This window comes from Curtobacterium sp. MCLR17_007 (genome assembly GCF_003234655.2).
Lineage (GTDB): Bacteria > Actinomycetota > Actinomycetes > Actinomycetales > Microbacteriaceae > Curtobacterium.
Window position 1 is genome coordinate 3,123,079 of the sequence record NZ_CP126271.1, and the last position, 22,278, is coordinate 3,145,356.

General features: G+C 67.5%; 15 protein-coding genes and 3 rRNA genes. 3 read left to right on the top strand and 15 right to left on the bottom strand.

What is annotated here, in order from left to right; translation table 11 throughout:
- Positions 1–65: 65 nt before the first annotated feature.
- Positions 66–1,313, top strand: a complete 1,248-nt coding sequence (locus DEJ13_RS14730; protein WP_111107557.1) for an MFS transporter — start codon at positions 66–68, stop codon at positions 1,311–1,313.
- Positions 1,314–1,680: 367 nt separating this feature from the next.
- Here the strand turns inward: DEJ13_RS14730 and DEJ13_RS14735 are convergent, their stop codons facing one another.
- Together DEJ13_RS14735 and DEJ13_RS14740 are read right to left on the bottom strand one after the other, a co-directional pair.
- The gene (locus DEJ13_RS14735) at positions 1,681–2,103 is read right to left on the bottom strand and encodes a TIGR02611 family protein (RefSeq protein ID WP_258374150.1); all 423 of its coding nucleotides are present in this window, start codon (positions 2,101–2,103) and stop codon (positions 1,681–1,683) included.
- 99 nt (positions 2,104–2,202) lie between these two features.
- Positions 2,203–2,535, bottom strand: a complete 333-nt coding sequence (locus DEJ13_RS14740) for a TraR/DksA family transcriptional regulator (protein ID WP_111107558.1) — start codon at positions 2,533–2,535, stop codon at positions 2,203–2,205.
- Positions 2,536–2,590: 55 nt separating this feature from the next.
- On the opposite strand from DEJ13_RS14740, the gene DEJ13_RS14745 reads away from it, so the two are divergent.
- Together DEJ13_RS14745 and DEJ13_RS14750 are read left to right on the top strand one after the other, a co-directional pair.
- Positions 2,591–3,622, top strand: coding sequence for an LLM class flavin-dependent oxidoreductase (locus DEJ13_RS14745; RefSeq protein WP_056120036.1), 1,032 nt, complete (start codon positions 2,591–2,593; stop codon positions 3,620–3,622).
- 98 nt (positions 3,623–3,720) lie between these two features.
- Positions 3,721–4,167, top strand: coding sequence for a DUF2510 domain-containing protein (locus DEJ13_RS14750; protein ID WP_056120039.1), 447 nt, complete (start codon positions 3,721–3,723; stop codon positions 4,165–4,167).
- 17 nt (positions 4,168–4,184) lie between these two features.
- Here DEJ13_RS14750 and DEJ13_RS14755 read toward each other — a convergent pair whose 3' ends face one another.
- The 13 genes from DEJ13_RS14755 to tyrS all read right to left on the bottom strand — a co-directional run bounded on the left by DEJ13_RS14755 (position 4,185) and on the right by tyrS (position 22,229).
- Positions 4,185–5,177, bottom strand: a complete 993-nt coding sequence (locus DEJ13_RS14755) for a site-specific tyrosine recombinase XerD (RefSeq protein WP_111107574.1) — start codon at positions 5,175–5,177, stop codon at positions 4,185–4,187.
- Positions 5,178–5,189: 12 nt separating this feature from the next.
- Positions 5,190–5,759, bottom strand: coding sequence for an NUDIX domain-containing protein (locus DEJ13_RS14760; protein ID WP_111107559.1), 570 nt, complete (start codon positions 5,757–5,759; stop codon positions 5,190–5,192).
- A 192-nt stretch (positions 5,760–5,951) separates the two neighbouring features.
- Positions 5,952–7,673, bottom strand: coding sequence for a CTP synthase (gene pyrG / locus DEJ13_RS14765; RefSeq protein ID WP_284158101.1), 1,722 nt, complete (start codon positions 7,671–7,673; stop codon positions 5,952–5,954).
- 218 nt (positions 7,674–7,891) lie between these two features.
- Entirely contained in the window at positions 7,892–9,586 is a 1,695-nt protein-coding gene (gene recN, locus DEJ13_RS14770) for a DNA repair protein RecN (RefSeq protein WP_111107561.1), read from the bottom strand.
- Positions 9,583–10,512, bottom strand: a complete 930-nt coding sequence (locus DEJ13_RS14775) for an NAD kinase (protein ID WP_111107562.1) — start codon at positions 10,510–10,512, stop codon at positions 9,583–9,585. Before DEJ13_RS14775 ends, recN begins: the two co-directional genes overlap by 4 nt.
- Positions 10,509–11,462, bottom strand: a complete 954-nt coding sequence (locus DEJ13_RS14780; RefSeq protein ID WP_146245282.1) for a TlyA family RNA methyltransferase — start codon at positions 11,460–11,462, stop codon at positions 10,509–10,511. The genes DEJ13_RS14775 and DEJ13_RS14780 overlap by 4 nt, the downstream gene beginning before the upstream one ends.
- A gap of 55 nt (positions 11,463–11,517) precedes the next feature.
- On the bottom strand, positions 11,518–11,676 hold the full coding sequence (locus DEJ13_RS14785; protein WP_156463495.1) for a hypothetical protein: 159 nt from the start codon (positions 11,674–11,676) through the stop codon (positions 11,518–11,520).
- A 10-nt stretch (positions 11,677–11,686) separates the two neighbouring features.
- On the bottom strand, positions 11,687–12,661 hold the full coding sequence (locus DEJ13_RS14790; RefSeq protein ID WP_258374152.1) for an HAD-IIA family hydrolase: 975 nt from the start codon (positions 12,659–12,661) through the stop codon (positions 11,687–11,689).
- A gap of 31 nt (positions 12,662–12,692) precedes the next feature.
- Entirely contained in the window at positions 12,693–13,439 is a 747-nt protein-coding gene (locus DEJ13_RS14795) for a tetratricopeptide repeat protein (protein WP_258374151.1), read from the bottom strand.
- 1,528 nt (positions 13,440–14,967) lie between these two features.
- Positions 14,968–15,084 (bottom strand): 5S ribosomal RNA (rrf, locus tag DEJ13_RS14800).
- A 150-nt stretch (positions 15,085–15,234) separates the two neighbouring features.
- Positions 15,235–18,362 (bottom strand): 23S ribosomal RNA (locus DEJ13_RS14805).
- Between the two features lie 453 nt (positions 18,363–18,815).
- Positions 18,816–20,337, bottom strand: a 16S ribosomal RNA gene (locus DEJ13_RS14810).
- Together the 16S, 23S and 5S rRNA genes form the textbook arrangement of a ribosomal RNA operon.
- 575 nt (positions 20,338–20,912) lie before the next feature.
- The gene (gene tyrS, locus DEJ13_RS14815; protein ID WP_111106518.1) at positions 20,913–22,229 is read right to left on the bottom strand and encodes a tyrosine--tRNA ligase; all 1,317 of its coding nucleotides are present in this window, start codon (positions 22,227–22,229) and stop codon (positions 20,913–20,915) included.
- Positions 22,230–22,278: the final 49 nt, after the last annotated feature.

A 22,278-nucleotide genomic window follows, 5' to 3' on the forward strand; every position in this document is an offset into this window, starting at 1 on the left:
GTACCAATGCGGTACCGGTGCCGTACGACTCCCGTCGTACACAGCCACTCACGGAAGGTGCGCTCATGCAGTCAGCCCGCTCGGTCGCCGGCTTCTGGATCATCGCGGCGATGCTCTTCGTGGCACTCGCGTCCTCGGCTGTCCCGTCGCCGATCTACCCCGTCTACGCGGCGGAGTGGCACCTGACGCCGCTGATGTTGACCGGCGTCTTCGCGATCTACGTCGCCGGGCTGCTGGGGAGCCTGCTCGTCGCCGGGCGGCTGTCCGACCACGTCGGCCGCAAGCCCGTGCTCGTCGCGGGTGGTCTCGCCCTCACCCTGTCGCTCGGGCTGTTCGCCGGCGCCGACGGCCTCGGGGCCCTCATCCTCGACCGCATCCTGCAGGGCGTCTCGGTGGGTCTGCTCATCGGCGCCCTGGGGGCCGCGCTCATCGACAACTCCCTGCAGCGGCACCCGACGCTGGCCGGCGTGCTCAACGGCGCCGTCCCGCCGTTCGCGCTGGCCGCTGGCGCGATGTCGAGCGGCGCCCTGGTCGAGTGGGGCCCCGCTCCCGAGCAGTTCGTCTACGTCCTGTTCGGGGCGCTGCTGCTCCTCATGGTGCTCGCGCTGTTCATCGTCCCCGAACAGGTGCAGCGCCGCCCGGGAGCCCTGCGCTCCCTCCGCCCGACCATCTCCGTGCCGCGGTCGTCCCGTGCGCTGTTCCGTGGCGTCGCCGGGGCGCTCGTCGCGAGCTGGGCGCTCGGCGGCCTGTTCCTGTCGCTCGTCCCCTCGGCGCTCGGGCAGGTCTTCGGCATCGAGAACCACTTCGCCGCCGGTGCGCTCATCGCGGTCGTCACGGGCATCGGCGCGCTGACGGGGCTCGCGATCCAACGGGTCGACGCCCGCATCGGCGTGCTCATCGGCCTGGTCGCGCTCATCCTGGGTCCGATCGTCACCGTGGCGTTCGTGTTCGCGCACTCGCTGCCCGGCCTGGTCGTCGGCAGCGCCATCGCGGGGGTCGGGTTCGGCGCCGGGTTCCAGGCACCGCTGCGGATGCTGCTCGCCACCGCGGCACCCACGCACCGTGCGGGGCTGCTCTCCACGATCTACGTCGTCAGCTACCTGGCGTTCGGGGTCCCGGCCGTGATCGGCGGGCTGCTCGAGCCGGCCGTGGGCCTCGTGCCCGTGATCGCCGGGTACGGGGCGTTCATCGTGCTGGCCGCGGCGGTGGCCCTCGTGCTGCAGCTCGTGTCGCGCTCGTCCGCCAGCGTCGAGCAGCAGGCGTCCGAGGTCCTCGAGCGCACCGCGACCGGGTCGATCCGCACGGCTGAGTAGCCGCCGCTGACGCCCCGTGGTCTCCCCTCGGCGCACGGTGCTCGCGCGCCGCCAACCTCGCACCGTGCTCGGCATGCGATGCGCACCGTGCGAGGTTCGCGCGCCGTGCGAGCTTGACCGCCCCGTGCCCGGCAAGAACCCCGCACGGAGCAACCAACGCCGCACCGGCCACCAACCTCGCACCGTGCTTCCCCGCCCGAAGCACCGTGCGAGGTCTGCGCACCGTGCGAGGTCCACGCCCCGTGCGAGCTTGAAGGCCCCGTGCCCGGCAACAACCCCGCACCGAGCAACCAACGCCGCACCGGCCACCAACCTCGCACCGTGCCGACTCGGGCGACCCTGCCGCCCCGACCGCCGCGCGACCCGCCTAGTGCGTCGGCCGCGGCGGGCGCCGCATGCTGCGACCGGCCTCGGCGTGCGCGGAGTCGACGTCCGCCTTGCCCCGGTCGGCCGCGCGACGCAGCCACTGCGGCCCGTGCGACTTCGCCCAGTCCCAGAAACGGTGCAGCTGGGCGCGGAGCCACGTGATGATCCGGTGGAAGAAGTGGAACTCGCTCGCCAGGATCGTCAGGCCGATGAACACGACCAGCCACCCGGGGCCGGGCAGCGGCACGAGGATGAGTCCGATCACGACGACGAGCCCGCCGACGATGCCGATCAGCACCTTCCAGAACAGGTGCACGTGCGGCCGCGCGTGGATCCAGGCGCGCATGTCGTGGAACCACTGGAAGCGGTGCCGACGCGCGCCGTCCACTGCACCCGCAGCGCGGTCGTCCTGCTCGCTGTCCATTCTCGAACGCTAGGGCCCGCGGCTGGGAATCCGCGGCGCAGCACGTGCCGATCGGCCGGGTGCGCAGAACCGGTCAGCGACGTCCGGACGGGAGGCCCGTCAAGCGTGCGCGACGCACGTCGCGGCCCACGGGACGGCCGCCAGCCGAGCCTCCGGGATCGGTTCGCCGCCGACGACGCACATCCCGTAGGTGCCCTTGTCGAGCCGCGCGAGCGCGGCGTCGACCTGCTGCACGCGACGACGCGCATCGTCCCGGACCGCGCCGAGCGAGCCGCGCTCCCACGCCAGCGTCGCCCCCTCGGGATCGTGCTCGTCGTCCGTGTTCGCCCCGTCGCGGGCGTCACTGACGTCGCGCATGCTCCGCTCGACGTCCGCGAGCAGCTTCACGGACCGGCTGCGTTCGTCGAGCAGTGCCGTCCGGGGGTCGTCCATGGCGACGACCGTAGTCCGACGGAATGGACGCCTGCTCGGATGCGTTCGCATCGACATGACGAAGATCGGGTTCCTGTCGTTCGGACACTGGCGCGACGTGCCGGGGTCCCGTGTCCGCAGCGGCCGCGAGGCACTGCTCCAGGGCATCGACCTCGCCGTCGCCGCCGAAGAAGCGGGCGTCGACGGCGCCTACTTCCGCGTGCACCACTTCGCGCAGCAGCAGGCCGCGCCCTTCCCGCTGCTGTCCGCGATCGCGGCGAAGACCAGCCGGATCGAGATCGGGACCGGCGTGATCGACATGCGCTACGAGAACCCGCTCTACATGGCCGAGGAGGCCGCCGCCACCGACCTCATCTCGGGCGGCAGGCTGCAGCTCGGCGTGAGCCGGGGGTCACCCGAGACTGCCCAGGCCGGCTACCAGTCCTTCGGGTACGTCCCCGAGCAGTCCGACCCGAACGGCGCCGACCTGGCTCGGTCGCACACCAACGTCTTCCGTCGCGCGATCGCCGGGGAACCCATGGCGGCCGCGAACCCGCAGATGACCGGCGCCGAGGGATCGCTGCCGATCCTGCCGCTCTCCGACGGCCTCGGCGACCGCATCTGGTGGGGCGCCGGCACCCGCGCCACCGCGGAGTGGACCGCCGAGCAGGGCATGAACCTGATGTCGTCGACGCTCCTGACCGAGGACACCGGAGTGCCGTTCGACCAGCTGCAGGCGGAGCAGATCGAGCGCTTCCGCCGCGTCTGGGCCGAGTCTGGCTGGGAGCGCACGCCGCGTGTCAGTGTGAGCCGCAGCATCATCCCGATCACGGACGACGAGTCGCGGCACTACTTCGGTGTCCGGGCGCAGGTCGAGGGTTCCGACCAGGTCGGGTACCTCGACGGCGGGCTGGCACGGTTCGGCCGCTCGTACATCGGTGAGCCGGAGGAGCTCGTGGCTGAGCTCGCCGCCGATGCCGCGGTCCGCGCTGCCGACACCGTGCTCGTCACCGTGCCGAACCAGCTCGGCGTGGACTTCAACGCCCGGATGCTCGCGGCGGTCGCGAGTGTGATGCGCGAGGTGGACGCAGCGCCTGCCCTGGCCTGACGTCCCCCTTCCTGCCGACACCCGGGTTGGGACTGGGATGGGTGGCCCGCTCCCCGTAGCGTCGGGACGCACCGTCCCCTCGTCCTCAGGAGCGCTCCGTGACACTGCCGGCCGCCGGGTGGTTCCCGGACCCCCGGGACGCATCGCGTCTCCGCTGGTGGGACGGGCGCGCCTGGGGTGACGGCACGCGGCCACTCCCGGCGCGACATCCCGTCGCGGCCCCGGTCGTGGCCACGCCGACGGGACCGTCGTTCTCGGTGATGACCCCGCCGACCGAGCGGCACACCTGGGCCTACGGCGCCGCGACCTCCCGCAGGCTCTGCGCATTCGCGGTCTCCGCCGCGGTCCTCGCGATCGCGTCCCTCGTGCTCAACCCGTGGGGAGCGTTCAGCGTCCTCGCCGTCCTCGCCGGGGCGGTCGGCATCGTCCGCCCGGGCGCGACGGGCCGCTGGCGGGTCCTGGCGCGGAGCGTCGCGGCGTCCGCGATCGTGGTCGCCCTCGGCACGGGCCTCGTCGCCCTGAGCGCTGCCACCGCGCTGTTCTGACCAACGCCAGCCCGGCGCTACCGCCGCGCCCGCGGGTGTGACGTCTGGTACACGTCCCGCAGCATGTCCGCCGTCACCATCGTGTAGATCTGCGTGGTCGCGACGCTCGCGTGGCCGAGCAGCTCCTGCACGACCCGCACGTCCGCGCCGCCCTCGAGCAGGTGCGTCGCGAACGAGTGCCGGAACGTGTGCGGCGACACGTGGTCGGTCAGGTCAGCCCGCGACGCCGCCGCCTGGATCACGAGCCACGCACTCTGCCGCGACAACCGAGCACCACGTGCCCCGAGGAACAGCGCCGGCGTCGACGGACCCCGCACCGCGAACACCGGTCGCGCCCGCACCAGGTACGCGTCGACCGCGGCCTGCGCGTAGCTGCCGAGCGGCACGATCCGCTGCTTGTTGCCCTTGCCCGTGACCCGCACGACCGACACGTCGGTGTCGAGGTCGGCGGACTCGTCCTCCACGGACAGCGTCGTCACGTCGTCCACCGACAGCCCGACGGCCTCGGAGATGCGCGCACCGGTGGCGTAGAGCAGCTCGAGCAGTGCCCGGTCCCGCAGCTGCACGGGGTCGTCGCCCTCGACCGCGCCGAGCAGCCGCTCCATGTCGTGCACCGAGATCGCCTTGGGCAGCCGCATCGGTGCCTTCGGCGGGCGGACGGAAGCACCCGGGTCCAGCGGCAGCCAGCCCTCACTCGCGGCGAACGTGGCGAAGGACCGCACGGAGCTGAGCATCCGTGCGACCGACCGGGGCGCGAGCGGGCCCTCGGGTCGGGTGGCCAGGTACGAGACGAACCCGGCCAGGTCCGCACGGGCGAGTCGCCCGACGTCGGCCACCACCGCTGCCCCGCCGGCACGGTCGGCACCCGCGGAGTCGACGACCGGCTGCGTGGCGATCCACTCCCCGAACGCGGACAGGTCGCGCCGGTAGGCCGCCAGGGTGTGCTGCGACAGCCCCCGCTCGATGGCGACGTGCCGCAGGTAGGTCTCCGTGGCACGGTCGAGCGGGATCACCTCAGCAGGCTAGCCGCGTTCGATCGCGTCCACGGCGAGCGCTGCCACGATGAGCGCGGAGTTCTGCAACCGACCGTCGAGGACACCGGCGACGACCTCGGGGCGGGGCACCCACCGGGCGACGATGTCGGCCTCCTCTGCCTCGCGCTCGAAGGCCGTCGGGGTCGCCCGGACGTCCCGCGCGCGGTAGATCTGGATGAACTCGTTGCTGCCACCCGACGAGGTGTTGTACCGCACCAGCGGCTCCCACGTGTCCGCCTCGATGTCGGCCTCTTCCGCCAGCTCGCGCTTGGCGGCGGTCAGGTGGTCCTCGCCCGCCATGTCGAGCAGTCCCGCCGGCAGCTCCCAGTCCCGCAGGTGCACCGGGTGCCGGTACTGCTGGATGACGAGCACGCGCCCCTCGGCGTCCTCGGCCCAGACCGCGACGGCGCCGGTGTGGTCGACGTACTCCCGCACCATGCTGCCGCCGCCGTACGCGACGGTGTCCCGGCGGATGTCCCACACGGCGCCCTCGTACACGAGCGCCGATTCGGTCACGGCGGAGGAGGCGGGTTCGTCAGCGATGGGTGCGTCGGTCACGACCCCATCCAACCAGTGCCTTCTGTCCCACAACACACGCGATGGGAAGTCGGATCGCGCACGGCAGGTGGGACCTTCCGACCCACCACGCGCGCTTCGACCTCCTGCGCGCGGTGGGCGTGACCACAGACGGACAGGAGGCTCCCCACCGGTCCGGTGGGGAGCCTCCCGTCCGTCACGTGGTGACGTCGACTACGCGACCTCCACCGACTCCGTCTCCGGGTCGAAGAGGCGGGACGACTCGTTGCGCACGATCGCAGCACCGACCAGTCCGGCGAACAGCGGGTGCGCGTTGTTCGGCCGCGAGCGCAGCTCGGGGTGCGCCTGCGTGCCGATGTAGAACGGGTGCTCGGCGCGGTCGAGCTCGACGTACTCCACCAGGGAACCGTCGGGCGACGTGCCCGAGAACACCAGACCGGCGTCCGCGATCTGCTGGCGGTACCGGTTGTTGACCTCGTAGCGGTGACGGTGCCGCTCCGACGCCTCCGGTGCGCCGTACAGGTCGGCGGCCAGCGAGCCCTCGGTGAAGTGCGCCGGGTAGAGCCCCAGTCGCATCGTGCCGCCCAGGTCGCCACCGGCGATGATGTCCACCTGTTCGGCCATGGTCGCGACCACCGGGGTCGGGGTCTGCGGGTCGAACTCGGAGCTCGACGCGTCGACCAGACCGGCCTCGTGGCGGGCGTACTCGATGACCATGCACTGCAGGCCGAGGCACAGTCCCAGCGTGGGGATGTGGTTCTCGCGCGCGAACTTGAGCGCCCCGAGCTTGCCCTCGATCCCGCGCACGCCGAACCCGCCGGGGACGCAGATGCCGTCGACGTCGCCCAGCTGCTTGGCGGCGCCCTCGGGCGTGGTGCAGTCGTCGGAGACGACCCACTTCAGCGTGACCTTCGCGTTGTGGGCGAACCCGCCGGCGCGCAGTGCCTCGGTCACGGACAGGTAGGCGTCGGGCAGGTCGATGTACTTGCCGACCAGCGCGATCGTGACGTCCTTCTTGGGCTCGTGCACGGCCTGCAGGACGGGGTTCCACGAGGTCCAGTCGACCGGACCCGCGTCGAGGTGCAGCGCGTCCACGATGACCTCGTCGAGGCCCTGGCTGTTGAGCAGCGTCGGCAGGTCGTAGATCGACGGGACGTCGACGGCGTTGACCACGGCGTCCTCGTCGACGTCGCACATCAGCGCGATCTTGCGCTTGTTCGACTCCGACACCGGGCGGTCACTGCGGAGCACCAGGGCGTCGGGCTGGATGCCGATCGAGCGGAGCGCGGCGACCGAGTGCTGCGTCGGCTTGGTCTTCTGCTCACCCGAGGCGTTCATGAACGGCACGAGCGACACGTGCACGAAGAAGACGTTGCTCCGGCCGAGCTCGTGACGGACCTGCCGCGCGGACTCGATGAAGGGCTGGGACTCGATGTCGCCGACCGTGCCACCGACCTCGGTGATGATGACGTCGGGCTGCGGGTCGTTCTCGGCCTGCTCGCGCATCCGGCGCTTGATCTCGTCGGTGATGTGCGGGATGACCTGCACGGTGTCGCCGAGGTACTCGCCGCGGCGCTCCTTGGCGATGACCGTCGAGTAGACCTGCCCGGTCGTGACGTTGGCCGCCTGCGACAGGTTGATGTCGAGGAAACGCTCGTAGTGGCCGATGTCCAGGTCGGTCTCGGCGCCGTCGTCGGTCACGAAGACCTCACCGTGCTGGAACGGGTTCATCGTGCCCGGGTCCACGTTGAGGTACGGGTCGAGCTTCTGCATGACGACCCGCAGACCGCGAGCCGTCAGGAGGTTGCCGAGGCTGGCTGCCGTCAAGCCCTTGCCGAGCGAAGAGACGACCCCGCCGGTCACGAAGATCTGCTTCGTCACCTTCGGGGTGGTGTTCTGCGTGTTTGCCTGGGTACCGCTGGAAGAGTCCGCCACGGGATTCCATCGTACGTCAGAACTGCCGGGAGGCGCGACCCACCTCCCCCGCGCGCGTGTCCGCCCGGCGGGTGGTCGGGCGTCGGGCGCCGCTCGCGGCCGTCAGGCAGCTCAGGCGCTGCTCATGGCCGTCAGGCGGCTCAGGCGCTGCTCATGGCCGTCAGGCGGCTCAGGCGCTGCTCATGGCCGTCAGGCGGCTCAGGCGCTGCTCGTGCCGGTCAGGCGGACTGCGCCGCGACGGCGAGGAGCTCGCGCGCGTGTTCCATGCCGCTCGCGCTGTCACCGAGGCCGGAGAGCAGCCGAGCCATCTCCTGCAACCGGTCGTCGCCCTCGAGGCGCCGCACGCTCGACGAGGTCACGGCACCACTGGCGTCCTTCACGACGTTGAGGTGGTTCGTCGCGAACGCCGCGACCTGCGCCAGGTGTGTGACGACGATGACCTGGGTGCGCTCGGCGAGCTTCGCCAGCCGTCGTCCGATCTCGATCGCCGCCGCACCGCCGACGCCCGCGTCGACCTCGTCGAACACGAACGTCGGGACCGTCGTGCTGCCGGCCATCACCACCTCGATCGCGAGCATCACCCGCGAGAGCTCACCGCCAGAGGCACCCTTGCTGATCGAGCGGGGGTCGGTGCCCGAGTGCGGCTGCAGCAGGATGGCGACCTGGTCGCGGCCGTGCCGGCGGTACTCGCCCGCGTCGGTGACCTCGACCACCAGGGTCGCGCCGGCCATCGCGAGCGTCCGCAACTCGGCGGTGACGCGCTTCGCCAGGTCGTTCGCCGCCTTGGTCCGCGCTGCGGTCAAGGTCGTGCCCGCTGCCTCGAGCGTCGCCTCGTCCTGCTCGACGGCCTGTTGGAGCGCCACGATCCGGTCGTCGTCGCCGTCGAGCTCGAGCAGCCGGTCGCTGGCGCGCTGCCCGTAGGCGATGACGTCGTCGACCGTCCCGCCGTACTTGCGGATCAGCGACGAGAGCTCGGCGCGACGTTCGTTGATGCGCTCGAGGTCGTGTCCGGCCTCGGGTTCGAGGGAGCCGAGGTAGCTCGACAGGCTGGCCGAGGCCTCGCTCGCCTGGATGCCGAGCTCGGTCAGCTGCTCGAGCACGGGCTGCAGGGTGCTGTCGGCGCCGGTGACCCGCTCGATCGCCCGTCGTGCGGCCTCGACGAGACCGATGACGTCGGTGGCCCCGTCGAGCGACTCGGACGAGATCGCCTCGTGCGCCAGCCCTGCGGACAACCGGAGTTCCTCGAGGTTCCCGAGACGCTCGGCGCGTTCGGCGAGCTCGTCGTCTTCGCCCGGCTGGGGCGCAGCGGCCTCGATCTCGTCGGAGGCGTCGCGCAACCGGGCGGCCTCGGCGAGCCGTTCTTCGCGGTCGCGGGTCAGCGTCTCGAGGTCGGCCGCGTGCTGCTGCCAGGCGTCGTACGCGGTGACGTACGCCGCGAGGGCCTTCTCGACGGCGGCCCCGCCGAATCCGTCGAGCGCCGCGCGCTGCGCCGTCGACGAGGTCAGGCGGATCTGGTCGGACTGCCCGTGGACGGTGACGAGCTGGTCGGCGAGCTCACCGAGCACCGCGACCGGCGCACTCCGGCCTCCGACCGTGGCGCGGCTGCGGCCCTCCGCCGACACCGTGCGGGTCAGGATGAGCTCGCCGTCCTCGACCGATCCACCGGCGTCTTCGACCCGCTCGGCGACTGCCGCGTGGTCGGGCACGTCCCAGCGGCCCTCGACGACGGCACTCGACGCACCGCGGCGCACCGAGCCCGCGTCGGCCCGCGCACCGAGGAGCAGCCCCAGCGCGGTCACGATCATGGTCTTGCCGGCGCCGGTCTCGCCCGTGACGACGGTGAACCCGGGGCCGAGCTCGAGCGTGGCGTCACCGATGACACCGAGGTCGGAGATGCGGATCTCCTCGATCACAGGGCGCCGTCCTCGTCGTCGTGCTGTGGACCACGCCACCCCGAGACGGGCAGCTGGAACTTGGCGACGAGCCGGTCGGCGAACGGCGCGTCCTTGAGCCGCGCGACCCGGACCGGTTCCGGCGACCGCCGGACCTCGACGCGAGCGCCCGGGGGCAGGTCGTGCGTGCGTCGACCGTCGCACCACAGCACGCCGACACCACTGGTGCGCCGGAGCACCTCGACCGCCAGCACACGGTCGGGACCGACGACGATCGGCCGCGAGAACAGGGCGTGGGCGCTGAGCGGCACCATGAGGATCGCGTCGACGTCAGGCCACACGATGGGCCCGCCGCCGGAGAACGAGTAGGCGGTCGAGCCGGTCGGGGTCGCCACGACGACGCCGTCGCAGCCGAACGACGACAGCGGACGGCCGTCGACCTCGGTGACGACCTCGAGCATGCGCTCCCGTGAGGCCTTCTCGATCGTGGCCTCGTTGAGCGCCCACGACGAGTAGACCGTCTCGTGCCCGACCACGACGTCGACCTGCAGGGCGACGCGTTCCTCGACGTTGTACTCGCCGGCCAGGGCGCGCTGGACGGTCTCAGCCAGGCCGTCGCGCTCGCTCTCGGCCAGGAACCCGACGTGGCCGAGGTTGACACCGATCAGCGGCGCGCGGGTCCCGCGCACGAGTTCGGCCGCGCGGAGGATCGTGCCGTCACCGCCGAGGACGATGACGATCTCGAGGTCGTCCGCCTGCACGTCCACCCCGAGGATGTCGACCTTGCCGACCGAGGCCTCGGCACGACGGATGTCGGCGTACTCGTCGAAGGGCATGACCGGCGTCAGGTCCGCGGCGTTCAGCAGGTCGCAGACCTCGACCGCAGCGTCGATCGAGTCACGTCGGCCCGTGTGCGAGACGAGCAGGATGTGCCGTTCGTCGCTCATGGGGCTCCTTCTGCCAGTTCGGTCGCGCGGGTGATCCATTCTGTCGGGTTCGACCCTGCGCCACGCTGGAGACGCGCGAGGTACTCGTGGTTGCCGTGGGTCCCGATGATCGGTGAGGCGATGAGACCAGCCGTCCCGAAGCCGAGGTCCCACGCTGCCCAGAGCACGTTCATGAGCGCGTCGTTCCGCAGGTCGGCGTCGTGGACGATGCCCTCGCGCACACCGGTGCGGCCGACCTCGAACTGCGGCTTCACGAGCAGGACGTACTCGTCGGCGGGCACGGCCTCGGCCAGGGCGGGCAGCACGATCCGCAGGCTGATGAACGACAGGTCCCCGACGACGAGCGTGGTGTCGGCGGCAGCGGGGTCGAGCGCCAGGTAGTCCTCGGCCGTCAGGTTCCGCGCGTTGACACCCTCGACCACGGCGACGCGGTCGTCCATCGCCACGACCGGGTCGAGCTGGCCGTGGCCGACGTCCAGCGCCACCACCCGTTGAGCCCCGCGGGCGAGGAGCACCTGCGTGAACCCACCCGTGCTGGCGCCGACGTCGAGTGCGACACGGCCTGTCGGGTCGAGCCCGAAGGCGTCGAGCGCGCCGATGAGCTTGAGCGCCGCACGGGAGACCCAGTCGTCGCCGGCGTCCACCTGGATCGCGGTGTCTGGGGCGACCGGGGTCGAGGCCTTCATGACCGGGACTCCGTCGATGCTGACCCTGCCCTCGAGGATGAGCTTGGCGGCAGCGGTGCGTGACTTGGCCTGGCCGCGAGCGGCGACGGCGGCGTCGAGTCGTACGGCCTTGGCGGCCGCGGGAGCACGATCAGTCGCGAGTGCCGGGTCGGTCGTCCCGGCCGCGGGTGCCGGGTTGGTTGTCCCGGCCGCGGGTGCCGGGTCGGTCGTCCCGGCCGCGGGTGCCGGGTCGGTCGTCCCGGCCGCGGGTGCCGGATCGGTCATCGGCGTGGAGGCAGGCACGTCTGGCCCCGTGCCGTGAGCACCGGGCAGGTGACGCTCAGACACTCGCGTTGCCACCGCTCTCGAGCCGCGTCCGCAGCTCGTCGTGCAGGCCCGCGAAGGCATCAGCCCGTTCCGGCAGCGGCAGGTCCTCAGCCGCTCGAGCACGACGTGCGACATCGCTGTCGTCCGGCTGCTGCGTGGGGGTGTCTGACACGTCCGACACGCTACTCGCCGCCGTGGAGCGCAGGGTCGACGTCGAGGCCGTAGATGGCCAGGCCGGAGTCCCAGATCGCCGCGGCACCGGCGCGCAGCAGGTCCATGGGGTCGTCGCCCGCCTGCTCCACCTTGACGACGTGCCGGCGCATGCTCACCGTCGACTCACCGACGCTGACGAACCGGGTGCCGTCCTCGGCCTCGTGCCGATGCGTCACCGGGTACGGCTCGGACAGCCCGCGGAGGTCCTGCAGCACGAAGGTCGGCCGCGAGCGCGCATCAGCCGCGAGCACCTGCTTCGCCTGGTCGATGCCCGTCAGGACGAGCACGCTCGGGATGCCGACGTCGTTCGCTCCCTTGATGTCGGTGTCCAGGCGGTCCCCGATGAACAGCGGCCGTTCGCCACCGAAGCGTGCCAGTGCCGCGTCGAAGATCGGCCGTTCCGGCTTGCCCGCGACGACCGGCATCCGCCCGACCGCCTGGTGCACGGCGGACACGAGCGTCCCGTTGCCCGGTGCGATCCCGCGCTCGACCGGGATCGACCAGTCCATGTTCGTCGCGACCCACGGGATCTGCGGATCCGCGAGGGCGAACGAGGCTTCCGCCAGCTGCTGCCATCCGAGGTCCGGCGAGAACCCCTGGATGACCGCCGCAGGTGCGTCGTCGGCGCTCGCGGTCACCGTGAAGCCCGCCTGTTCGACGATGCTCGTCAGTCCGATGCCACCGATCACCAGGACGTTCGAACCAGCGGGGACGAGCGTCTCGAGGAGTCGCACACCCGCCTGCGAGCTCGTGACGACGTCGTCCGGCGTCACTTCGAGGCCGTAGCGCTCGAGGTGCTCGGCGACGTCGGAGGGCCTCCGCGAGGCGTTGTTCGTGATGTACCCGACCCGGGCCGTCAGCGAAGCCCGCGTCAACGACTCCACCGCGTGCGGGATGGCGTTGCGGCCCCGGTAGACGACGCCGTCCAGGTCGGTGAGGACCAGGTCGACGCCGTCCGTGGGCGGCCGCGGCGTGTCAGCCGGCTGCGGAGCCGTCGACGTCGCGGGGGTTGTCCTCGTCGATCTCGCCGAGGTCGTCGTCGGGCTCGTCGAGTTCGGGCTCCGGCTCGCCGAGGGGTGCGAGCTGATCGGGCTCTCCGGGTTCGTCGAGTCCTGCGGGTTCGTCGAGTCCTGCGGACTCGCGCTCGTCGAACTCGTCGTGTCCTTCGACTTCTTCCTCGACCACATCCACTGTCTCCCAAGAGTCTTCGTCAGCAGCTTCGGCGAGGGCCTCGGCTGCACGGTCGACGCGCACCCACCACTCGTCGGCCTCGTCCTGGCGACCGAGCTCCTCGAGCGTGGCCGCGTAAGCACTGTAGAGCGCCGGCGACCAGCTGTAGGCCGTCGAGGGGTCGAGCTGTGGAATCTCCAGCTCGCCCAGTGCGGCTGTGGGATTCCCGAGGTCGATCCGGGCGCCGGACATCGCGATCGCCAGCTCGACCTGCACGCCGGGCTCCAGTGCCGCGCGGTCGACCGACCGTCCGAGCTCGAGTGCGCGCTCCGGGCGACCCAGACCACGCTCGCAGTCGACCATCATCGGCAGCTGGTCGTTGCGTCCGGAGATGCGGCGATAGGTGCGGAGCTCCCGGAGCGCCGTGCTGAAGTCCCCCAGGCGGTAGGCGGTGATGGCAGCCGTCTCACGGACGACGGCAACGCGACCGGCACGACGGGCCGCGCTCAGTGCATGCTGGTTCGCGAGCGCCGGGTCGTCGTCGACGTACATGGCCGCGGTGACGAGGTGACGGGCGACCCAGTCCGCGTTGTCCTTGCTGAGCGTCTTCAGCTCTGCGCGGGCCTGCGGGTGCAGGTCACGCGCCTGGACCTCCTCGGGGATCTCGGGGTCCTCATGACGCGGGCGGATCGACTTCGTGCCGTAGGGGTCACGGTCCTCCCAGTCGTCACGGGCGGCCTCGCCGAAACGGGCCCCGGGACTGCGAGTCCCGTCGCCGAAGCGCGGACGGTCGTTGCCGCCGCCACGGGTGTTGAACGACCCACGCTCGGGACGATCACCGTCACGACGCGGCCGGTCAGAGCTGCCGCGGAACGGACGGTCGTCGTCGCGGCGGGGACGGTCGGAGTTGTACGACGGACGGTCACCGTCGCGACGCGGACGGTCCGAGTTGGACGCGGGACGGTCACCGTCGCGACGCGGACGGTCCGAGTTGTAGGCGGGACGATCCCCATCGCGACGCGGCCGGTCAGAGCCTCCGCGGAACGGACGGTCCCCATCGCGGCGCGGACGATCCGAGTTGTAGGCGGGCCGATCCCCATCACGACGCGGCCGATCCGAGCCGTACGCGGGACGATCCCCATCACGACGCGGCCGATCCGAGCCGTACGACGGACGGTCACCGTCGCGGCGCGGACGGTCCGAGTTGTACGACGGACGGTCACCGTCACGACGCGGCCGATCGGAGTTGTACGACGGACGATCCCCGTCGCGACGCGGCCGGTCCGAGTTGTAGGCGGGACGATCCCCATCGCGGCGGGGGCGATCGGAGTTGTACGACGGACGATCCCCATCGCGACGCGGACGGTCCGAGTTGTAGGCGGGCCGATCTCCGTCACGACGCGGCCGATCAGAGCCGTACGACGGACGGTCACCATCACGGCGCGGACGGTCCGAGTTGTAGGCGGGACGATCCCCGTCACGGCGCGGCCGATCGGAGTTGTACGACGGACGGTCACCGTCACGACGCGGCCGATCGGAGTTGTACGACGGACGATCCCCGCGCGGACCGCTCGAACGATCCGACCGCTGTCCACCATCGCGGAAGCCACGCCCGGCAGCGCTGTCCCGCGCAGGACGATCGGAACCGGACGGCCGATCACCGTCGCGTTGCGGCCGATCACGTCGTTCGCCCTCACGCCGTTCGAACTCGCGCGGACCGGACGACCAACCGCCACGACCAGCACCTGCGTCGCCACCGCGCCCGCCCGGACGATCCCCGTCGCGACGAGGGGGACGTCCCCCGCGGTCGTCGTTGCGGTCGTTCCGCCGCTCGTCGTCGTTCGCCACCGTTGTTGCTCCTCATCGCGTGCCGGAGCGTCTGCGCCGGCGATCGTCCGCTGTGTCGTTGTGTGTGCGCCGTCCGTGGCCCGCAATCGTCCCAGTCCATCACGGACGGGCTCGGACGTCGACCCCGTCGTACGTCTGGGAAAACAGAAATGGCCACCGGCCCCGACCGAGAACGAGGGTCTCCCCTGCGAGTTCTCGATGGAGGGCCGATGGCCACATCTTCTTACGTTGAGTCCGGCGGCGTCCTACTCTCCCACAAGGTCCCCCTTGCAGTACCATCGGCGCTGAGAGGCTTAGCTTCCGGGTTCGGAATGTGACCGGGCGTTTCCCTCTCGCTATGACCACCGGAACACCTTCGACCTGACCCAATGGATCAAGAAAGCTGTCCCGCCAGTGCTCTTCACAGAGCAGCGCGGTATTCAGTTCTCATGTTCCCGATCATCTGTCGGGAACCACAAAGTGGACGCGAGCCCCGCACCGAAGTGCGGGAAATAGTTGTGTTGTCAAGTCTTCGGCTTATTAGTACCGGTCAGCTCCACGGGTCGTTAGTCCCCGCTTCCACATCCGGCCTATCAACCCAGTAGTCTGCTGGGAGCCTCTCACACTCAAGGTGCATGGAAATCTCATCTCGAAGACGGCTTCCCGCTTAGATGCTTTCAGCGGTTATCCGGTCCGAACGTAGCTAATCAGCGGTGCCCTTGGCAGAACAACTGACACACCAGAGGTTCGTCCATCCCGGTCCTCTCGTACTAGGGATAGATCTTCTCAAATTTCCAACGCGCGCAGCGGATAGGGACCGAACTGTCTCACGACGTTCTAAACCCAGCTCGCGTACCGCTTTAATGGGCGAACAGCCCAACCCTTGGGACCTACTCCAGCCCCAGGATGCGACGAGCCGACATCGAGGTGCCAAACCATGCCGTCGATATGGACTCTTGGGCAAGATCAGCCTGTTATCCCCGAGGTACCTTTTATCCGTTGAGCGACAGCGCTTCCACAAGCCACTGCCGGATCACTAGTCCCGACTTTCGTCCCTGCTCGACCTGTCAGTCTCACAGTCAAGCTCCCTTGTGCACTTACACTCGCCACCTGATTGCCAACCAGGTTGAGGGAACCTTTGGGCGCCTCCGTTACTCTTTGGGAGGCAACCGCCCCAGTTAAACTACCCATCAGGCACTGTCCATGAACCCGATCAGGGTCCTACGTTAGACATCCAAAGTGACCAGAGTGGTATTTCAACAATGACTCCACGAACACTAGCGTGCCCGCTTCACAGTCTCCCACCTATCCTACACAAGCCACTCCGAACACCAATACCAAACTGTAGTAAAGGTCACGGGGTCTTTCCGTCCTGCTGCGCGTAACGAGCATCTTTACTCGTAGTGCAATTTCGCCGAGTTCGCGGTTGAGACAGCTGGGAAGTCGTTACGCCATTCGTGCAGGTCGGAACTTACCCGACAAGGAATTTCGCTACCTTAGGATGGTTATAGTTACCACCGCCGTTTACTGGGGCTTAAATTCAGAGCTTCGCCCAAAGGCTAACCCCTCCTCTTAACCTTCCAGCACCGGGCAGGCGTCAGTCCGTATACATCGTCTTGCGACTTCGCACGGACCTGTGTTTTTAGTAAACAGTCGCTTCCCACTGGTCTCTGCGGCCTTCAACGCTCACGGAGTAAATCCGGTCACGTGTCCGGCCCCCCTTCTCCCGAAGTTACGGGGGCATTTTGCCGAGTTCCTTAACCACGATTCTCTCGATCTCCTTGGTATTCTCTACCTGACCACCTGAGTCGGTTTCGGGTACGGGCGGCTGCAACCTCGCGTCGATGCTTTTCTCGGCAGCATAGGATCACTGATTTCCCCTCACGGGTACGCGTCGGATCTCAGGCATACAGACGACGGATTTGCCTATCGTCAGCCCTACATCCTTACACCAGGTTCACCTTACGGATACCATCGCCTGGCTCAGCTACCTTCCTGCGTCACACCTGTTCATACGCTAACCGCACCAGCATGGGGTCGAGCGTTAGACCGGTCACCATCACCCCGAAGGGATCCGGACATACCGGGTTAGGACTCTTAGCACCACTGGATTAGCTTGGGCGGTTGTTCGCCGGTACGGGAATATCAACCCGTTGTCCATCGACTACGCCTGTCGGCCTCGCCTTAGGTCCCGACTTACCCAGGGCGGATTAACCTGGCCCTGGAACCCTTGGTCTTTCGGAGGACGGGTTTCTCACCCGTCTTTCGCTACTCATGCCTGCATTCTCACTCGTGTAGCGTCCACGGCTGGATCACTCCGCCGCTTCACTCGCCACACGACGCTCTCCTACCACTCCGCACGACTGAACCACGAAGGCTTGTCTAGTGTGCGAAATCTACAACTTCGGTGGTGTGCTTGAGCCCCGTTACATTGTCGGCGCGGAATCACTTGACCAGTGAGCTATTACGCACTCTTTCAAGGGTGGCTGCTTCTAAGCCAACCTCCTGGTTGTCTGTGCAACTCCACATCCTTTCCCACTTAGCACACGCTTAGGGACCTTAGTTGGTAGTCTGGGTTGTTTCCCTCTCGACGATGAAGCTTATCCCCCACCGTCTCACTGCTGCGCTCTCACTCACCGGCATTCGGAGTTTGGCTGACGTCAGTAACCTGTTGAGGCCCATCGGCCATCCAGTAGCTCTACCTCCGGCGAGAAACACGCAACGCTGCACCTAAATGCATTTCGGAGAGAACCAGCTATCACGAAGTTTGATTGGCCTTTCACCCCTATCCACAGCTCATCCCCTCCATTTTCAACTGAAGTGGGTTCGGTCCTCCACGACGTCTTACCGTCGCTTCAACCTGGCCATGGATAGATCACTTCGCTTCGGGTCTAGGACATGCGACTCAATCGCCCTATTCAGACTCGCTTTCGCTACGGCTGCCCCACACGGGTTAACCTCGCCACATATCACTAACTCGCAGGCTCATTCTTCAAAAGGCACGCCGTCACACCAACAAGGGTGCTCCGACGGTTTGTAAGCAAACGGTTTCAGGTACTATTTCACTCCCCTCCCGGGGTACTTTTCACCTTTCCCTCACGGTACTTGTCCGCTATCGGTCATCTGGGAGTATTTAGGCTTATCAGGTGGTCCTGACAGATTCACACGGGATTTCTCGGGCCCCGTGCTACTTGGGATACACATCCGGCCATAACACCATTTCGTCTACGGGGCTGGCACCCACTACGGCCCGGCTTTCAAACCGGTTCGACTATGATGCGCTGTAACCGCCCCAGTCCGGCAGAACTGAGCGACGTGTCCCACAACCCCGACCATGCAACGCCCGCCGGCTATCACACATGATCGGTTTAGCCTCATCCGCTTTCGCTCGCCACTACTCACGGAATCACATGTTGTTTTCTCTTCCTGTGGGTACTGAGATGTTTCACTTCCCCACGTTCCCTCTACCCGCCCTATATATTCAGGCGGGAGTCACCAGGTCACAAAAGCGCCTGGCGGGGTTTCCCCATTCGGAAATCCTCGGCTCACAGCTCGATTATCAGCTCCCCGAGGCTTATCGCAGATTTCTACGTCCTTCTTCGGCTCCAGATGCCAAGGCATCCACCGTTTGCTCTTAGAAACTTGACCACAAAGATTAAAATTGCGATCGACTCGTCAACCACACCCACCCCGAAAGGTGAGCATGCTGGCGAGCGATCTAAGATGCTCGCGTCCACTGTGTAGTTCTCAACATACGATCGGCACCACACTCCCCCAGCAGAACCTGCCGGCTTCATGTGGCCCATCGAAGGACCCCCACAGATCATCACGACCCGTGCGGCCCAACCCCGGCAACCCGAAGGTCACCAGCAGCCTGGTCCCTCAGGACCCAACAACGTGCACCAGCAGGACCCTCCACCCCGACCCGTCCCAACCACACCCGAAGGCGCGGCGTACTGGAGTCGGAAGCATCAGCCCCCACTGCACTGTCAATGTTCCACCCATGAGCTACCCGTCGGACACGGTCGGTCCGAATCGGGCGCCTGGACCAGCGAACCACCCACCCATACGGGCGGACAGCACTGACCAGATGCTCCTTAGAAAGGAGGTGATCCAGCCGCACCTTCCGGTACGGCTACCTTGTTACGACTTAGTCCTAATCACCGATCCCACCTTCGACGGCTCCTTCCACAAGGGTTAGGCCACCGGCTTCGGGTGTTACCGACTTTCATGACTTGACGGGCGGTGTGTACAAGGCCCGGGAACGTATTCACCGCAGCGTTGCTGATCTGCGATTACTAGCGACTCCGACTTCATGAGGTCGAGTTGCAGACCTCAATCCGAACTGAGACCGGCTTTTTGGGATTCGCTCCACCTTACGGTATCGCAGCCCTTTGTACCGGCCATTGTAGCATGCGTGAAGCCCAAGACATAAGGGGCATGATGATTTGACGTCATCCCCACCTTCCTCCGAGTTGACCCCGGCAGTCTCCTATGAGTCCCCGGCATAACCCGCTGGCAACATAGAACGAGGGTTGCGCTCGTTGCGGGACTTAACCCAACATCTCACGACACGAGCTGACGACAACCATGCACCACCTGTACACCGACCACAAGGGGGCGACCATCTCTGGCCGTTTCCGGTGTATGTCAAGCCTTGGTAAGGTTCTTCGCGTTGCATCGAATTAATCCGCATGCTCCGCCGCTTGTGCGGGCCCCCGTCAATTCCTTTGAGTTTTAGCCTTGCGGCCGTACTCCCCAGGCGGGGCGCTTAATGCGTTAGCTACGACACAGAAACCGTGGAAAGGTCCCTACATCTAGCGCCCAACGTTTACGGCATGGACTACCAGGGTATCTAATCCTGTTCGCTCCCCATGCTTTCGCTCCTCAGCGTCAGTTACGGCCCAGAGATCTGCCTTCGCCATCGGTGTTCCTCCTGATATCTGCGCATTCCACCGCTACACCAGGAATTCCAATCTCCCCTACCGCACTCTAGTCTGCCCGTACCCACTGCAAGCCCGAGGTTGAGCCTCGGGATTTCACAGCAGACGCGACAAACCGCCTACGAGCTCTTTACGCCCAATAATTCCGGACAACGCTTGCACCCTACGTATTACCGCGGCTGCTGGCACGTAGTTAGCCGGTGCTTTTTCTGCAGGTACCGTCACTTTCGCTTCTTCCCTACTAAAAGAGGTTTACAACCCGAAGGCCGTCATCCCTCACGCGGCGTTGCTGCATCAGGCTTTCGCCCATTGTGCAATATTCCCCACTGCTGCCTCCCGTAGGAGTCTGGGCCGTGTCTCAGTCCCAGTGTGGCCGGTCACCCTCTCAGGCCGGCTACCCGTCGTCGCCTTGGTGAGCCATTACCTCACCAACAAGCTGATAGGCCGCGAGTCCATCCCCAACCAAAAAATCTTTCCACCACCAGACCATGCGGCCGGCGATCATATCCAGTATTAGACGTCGTTTCCAACGCTTATCCCAGAGTCAGGGGCAGGTTACTCACGTGTTACTCACCCGTTCGCCACTAATCAACCCAGCAAGCTGGGCATCATCGTTCGACTTGCATGTGTTAAGCACGCCGCCAGCGTTCGTCCTGAGCCAGGATCAAACTCTCCGTAAAAAATTACAACCAACACCGAAGTGTCAGCGAGTTGATTCTGACTGTTGACTGTCTACTGACAATCTTCAATCCAAAAGGAATTGTCTCCGAAACTCCATGCGTACCCCGATGAGGGGCGAACACGGAGCTACGAGGTCAATAAATTGGCATTGACAATGTGCACGCTGTTGAGTTCTCAAGGACCAGACGCACTCCCCGCTCGACCCCATCAGAGGTTCCGCCAGAGAGGCATTCGTTCTTGGTCACCACCGATGTCGTCGGACCGAGTGGCCCAGTGGCTCATCCCGTAGGAGAGAACCGGTGGAGTAGACATCCTAGGCGTCGAAGCCGTCCAGCGCAAGGCCGAAGCAGATCTTCAGTGGAGGATGGTCCCGCTTGAGGGCCGACGTGCTCTGGGCTTTCGCTCCAGCCGCTCCGCCGCACCTTTGGGGTGACGAGAGGAAACATTACGGGCGGATCGGCCGGAGCGCCAAGCCAGGCCAGATCCCGGGCGTGTCGCATCGTGCAACAGCGACTCCCGAACGCGACGAAGCCCGGCGCTCACAGGGGAGAACCGGGCTTCGGGCGGGTGGTCGTCAGGCGGTGAGGGTCACGCCGGCGAGGGTCTTCTTGCCACGGCGGAGCACGAGCACTCCCCCGGGCAGGGCGAGGTCGGACAGGGCCGCGGTCGCGTCGGCGGCACGGGCGTTGTTCACGTAGACCCCGCCCTGGTCGATCGCGCGTCGGGCTTCACCGAGGGACTTCACCAGCTCGGTCTCGACGAGGGCCTTCGCCAGGTCGGCATCCGGCGGGAGCGACACCGAGCCCGGCAGCTCCGCGATCGCGGCGCGCAGGGTGGGCGCGTCGAGTGCCTCGAGGTCCCCGTTGCCGAACAGGGCCGCCGACGCGTCGATCGCCGCCTGGGTCGCTCCGACCCCGTGGACGAGCGAGGTCACCTCGAACGCCAGGGTCCGCTGCGCTTCTCGACGGAAGGGCTCGTCGGCGACCGCCCGTTCGAGCCGCTCGATTTCGGCGCGGGGCAGGAACGTGAACTCACGCAACCGCGGGACCACGTCGGCATCAGCCGTGTTGAGCCAGAACTGGTACAGCGCGTACGGCGAGGTCATCTCGGCATCGAGCCAGATGGCGTTGCCCTCACTCTTGCCGAACTTCGTGCCGTCGGAGTTCGTGATGAGCGGCGTGCCGAGTGCGTGCACGGTCGCGCCCTCCGCCCGGCGGATCAGCTCCGTGCCCGAGGTCAGGTTGCCCCACTGGTCGGAGCCACCCGTCTGCAACGTGCACCCGTACTGCCGGAACAGCTCGCGGTAGTCCATCCCCTGCAGGATCTGGTAGCTGAACTCGGTGTAGCTGATCCCGGAGTCGGAGTTCAGCCGCGCCGCGACCGCGTCCTTCTTGAGCATCGAGTTCACGCGGAAGTACTTGCCGACGTCGCGGAGGAAGTCGATCGCGGACATCGGCTGCGTCCAGTCGAGGTTGTTCACCAGGCGGACCCCGTTGTCGCCGTCCGGACTGAGGAACCGGGAGACCTGTTCCTGCAGGCGGCTCACCCAGGACGACACGGTCTCGCGGGTGTTCAGCGTGCGCTCGGCGGTTGGTCGCGGGTCCCCGATCAGCCCGGTCGACCCGCCCACGAGTGCGAGCGGCCTGTGCCCGGCCAGCTGGAGCCGACGCATGGTCAACAGCTGCAGCAGGTTGCCGCAGTGCAGGGACGGCGCCGTGGGGTCGAACCCGCAGTAGTACGTGATGGGCTCGCCGTCGAGGGCCTCTTGCAGTGCGGTCTCGTCGGTCGAGACCTGCACCAGACCACGCCAGCGCAGTTCGTCCCACACCGAGGCGAAGGTGGGGTCGTTCTGCTGGCGCGTCAGGACGTCGGGAGCGGTATCACTGGACACCCCGCCATCGTAGCGGCGACGACGGATCCGCCGAGGTCGACCGGGAGGC

Coding starts and splice junctions, on each gene's coding strand:
- DEJ13_RS14795 (WP_258374151.1), bottom strand. CDS start 13,439: ATGTACGTCGACGACGACCCGGCGCTCGCGAACCAGCATGCACTGAGC.
- DEJ13_RS14730 (WP_111107557.1), top strand. CDS start 66: ATGCAGTCAGCCCGCTCGGTCGCCGGCTTCTGGATCATCGCGGCGATG.
- DEJ13_RS14780 (WP_146245282.1), bottom strand. CDS start 11,462: ATGACCGATCCGGCACCCGCGGCCGGGACGACCGACCCGGCACCCGCG.
- DEJ13_RS14775 (WP_111107562.1), bottom strand. CDS start 10,512: ATGAGCGACGAACGGCACATCCTGCTCGTCTCGCACACGGGCCGACGT.
- DEJ13_RS14740 (WP_111107558.1), bottom strand. CDS start 2,535: ATGGACGACCCCCGGACGGCACTGCTCGACGAACGCAGCCGGTCCGTG.
- DEJ13_RS14745 (WP_056120036.1), top strand. CDS start 2,591: ATGACGAAGATCGGGTTCCTGTCGTTCGGACACTGGCGCGACGTGCCG.
- DEJ13_RS14735 (WP_258374150.1), bottom strand. CDS start 2,103: ATGGACAGCGAGCAGGACGACCGCGCTGCGGGTGCAGTGGACGGCGCG.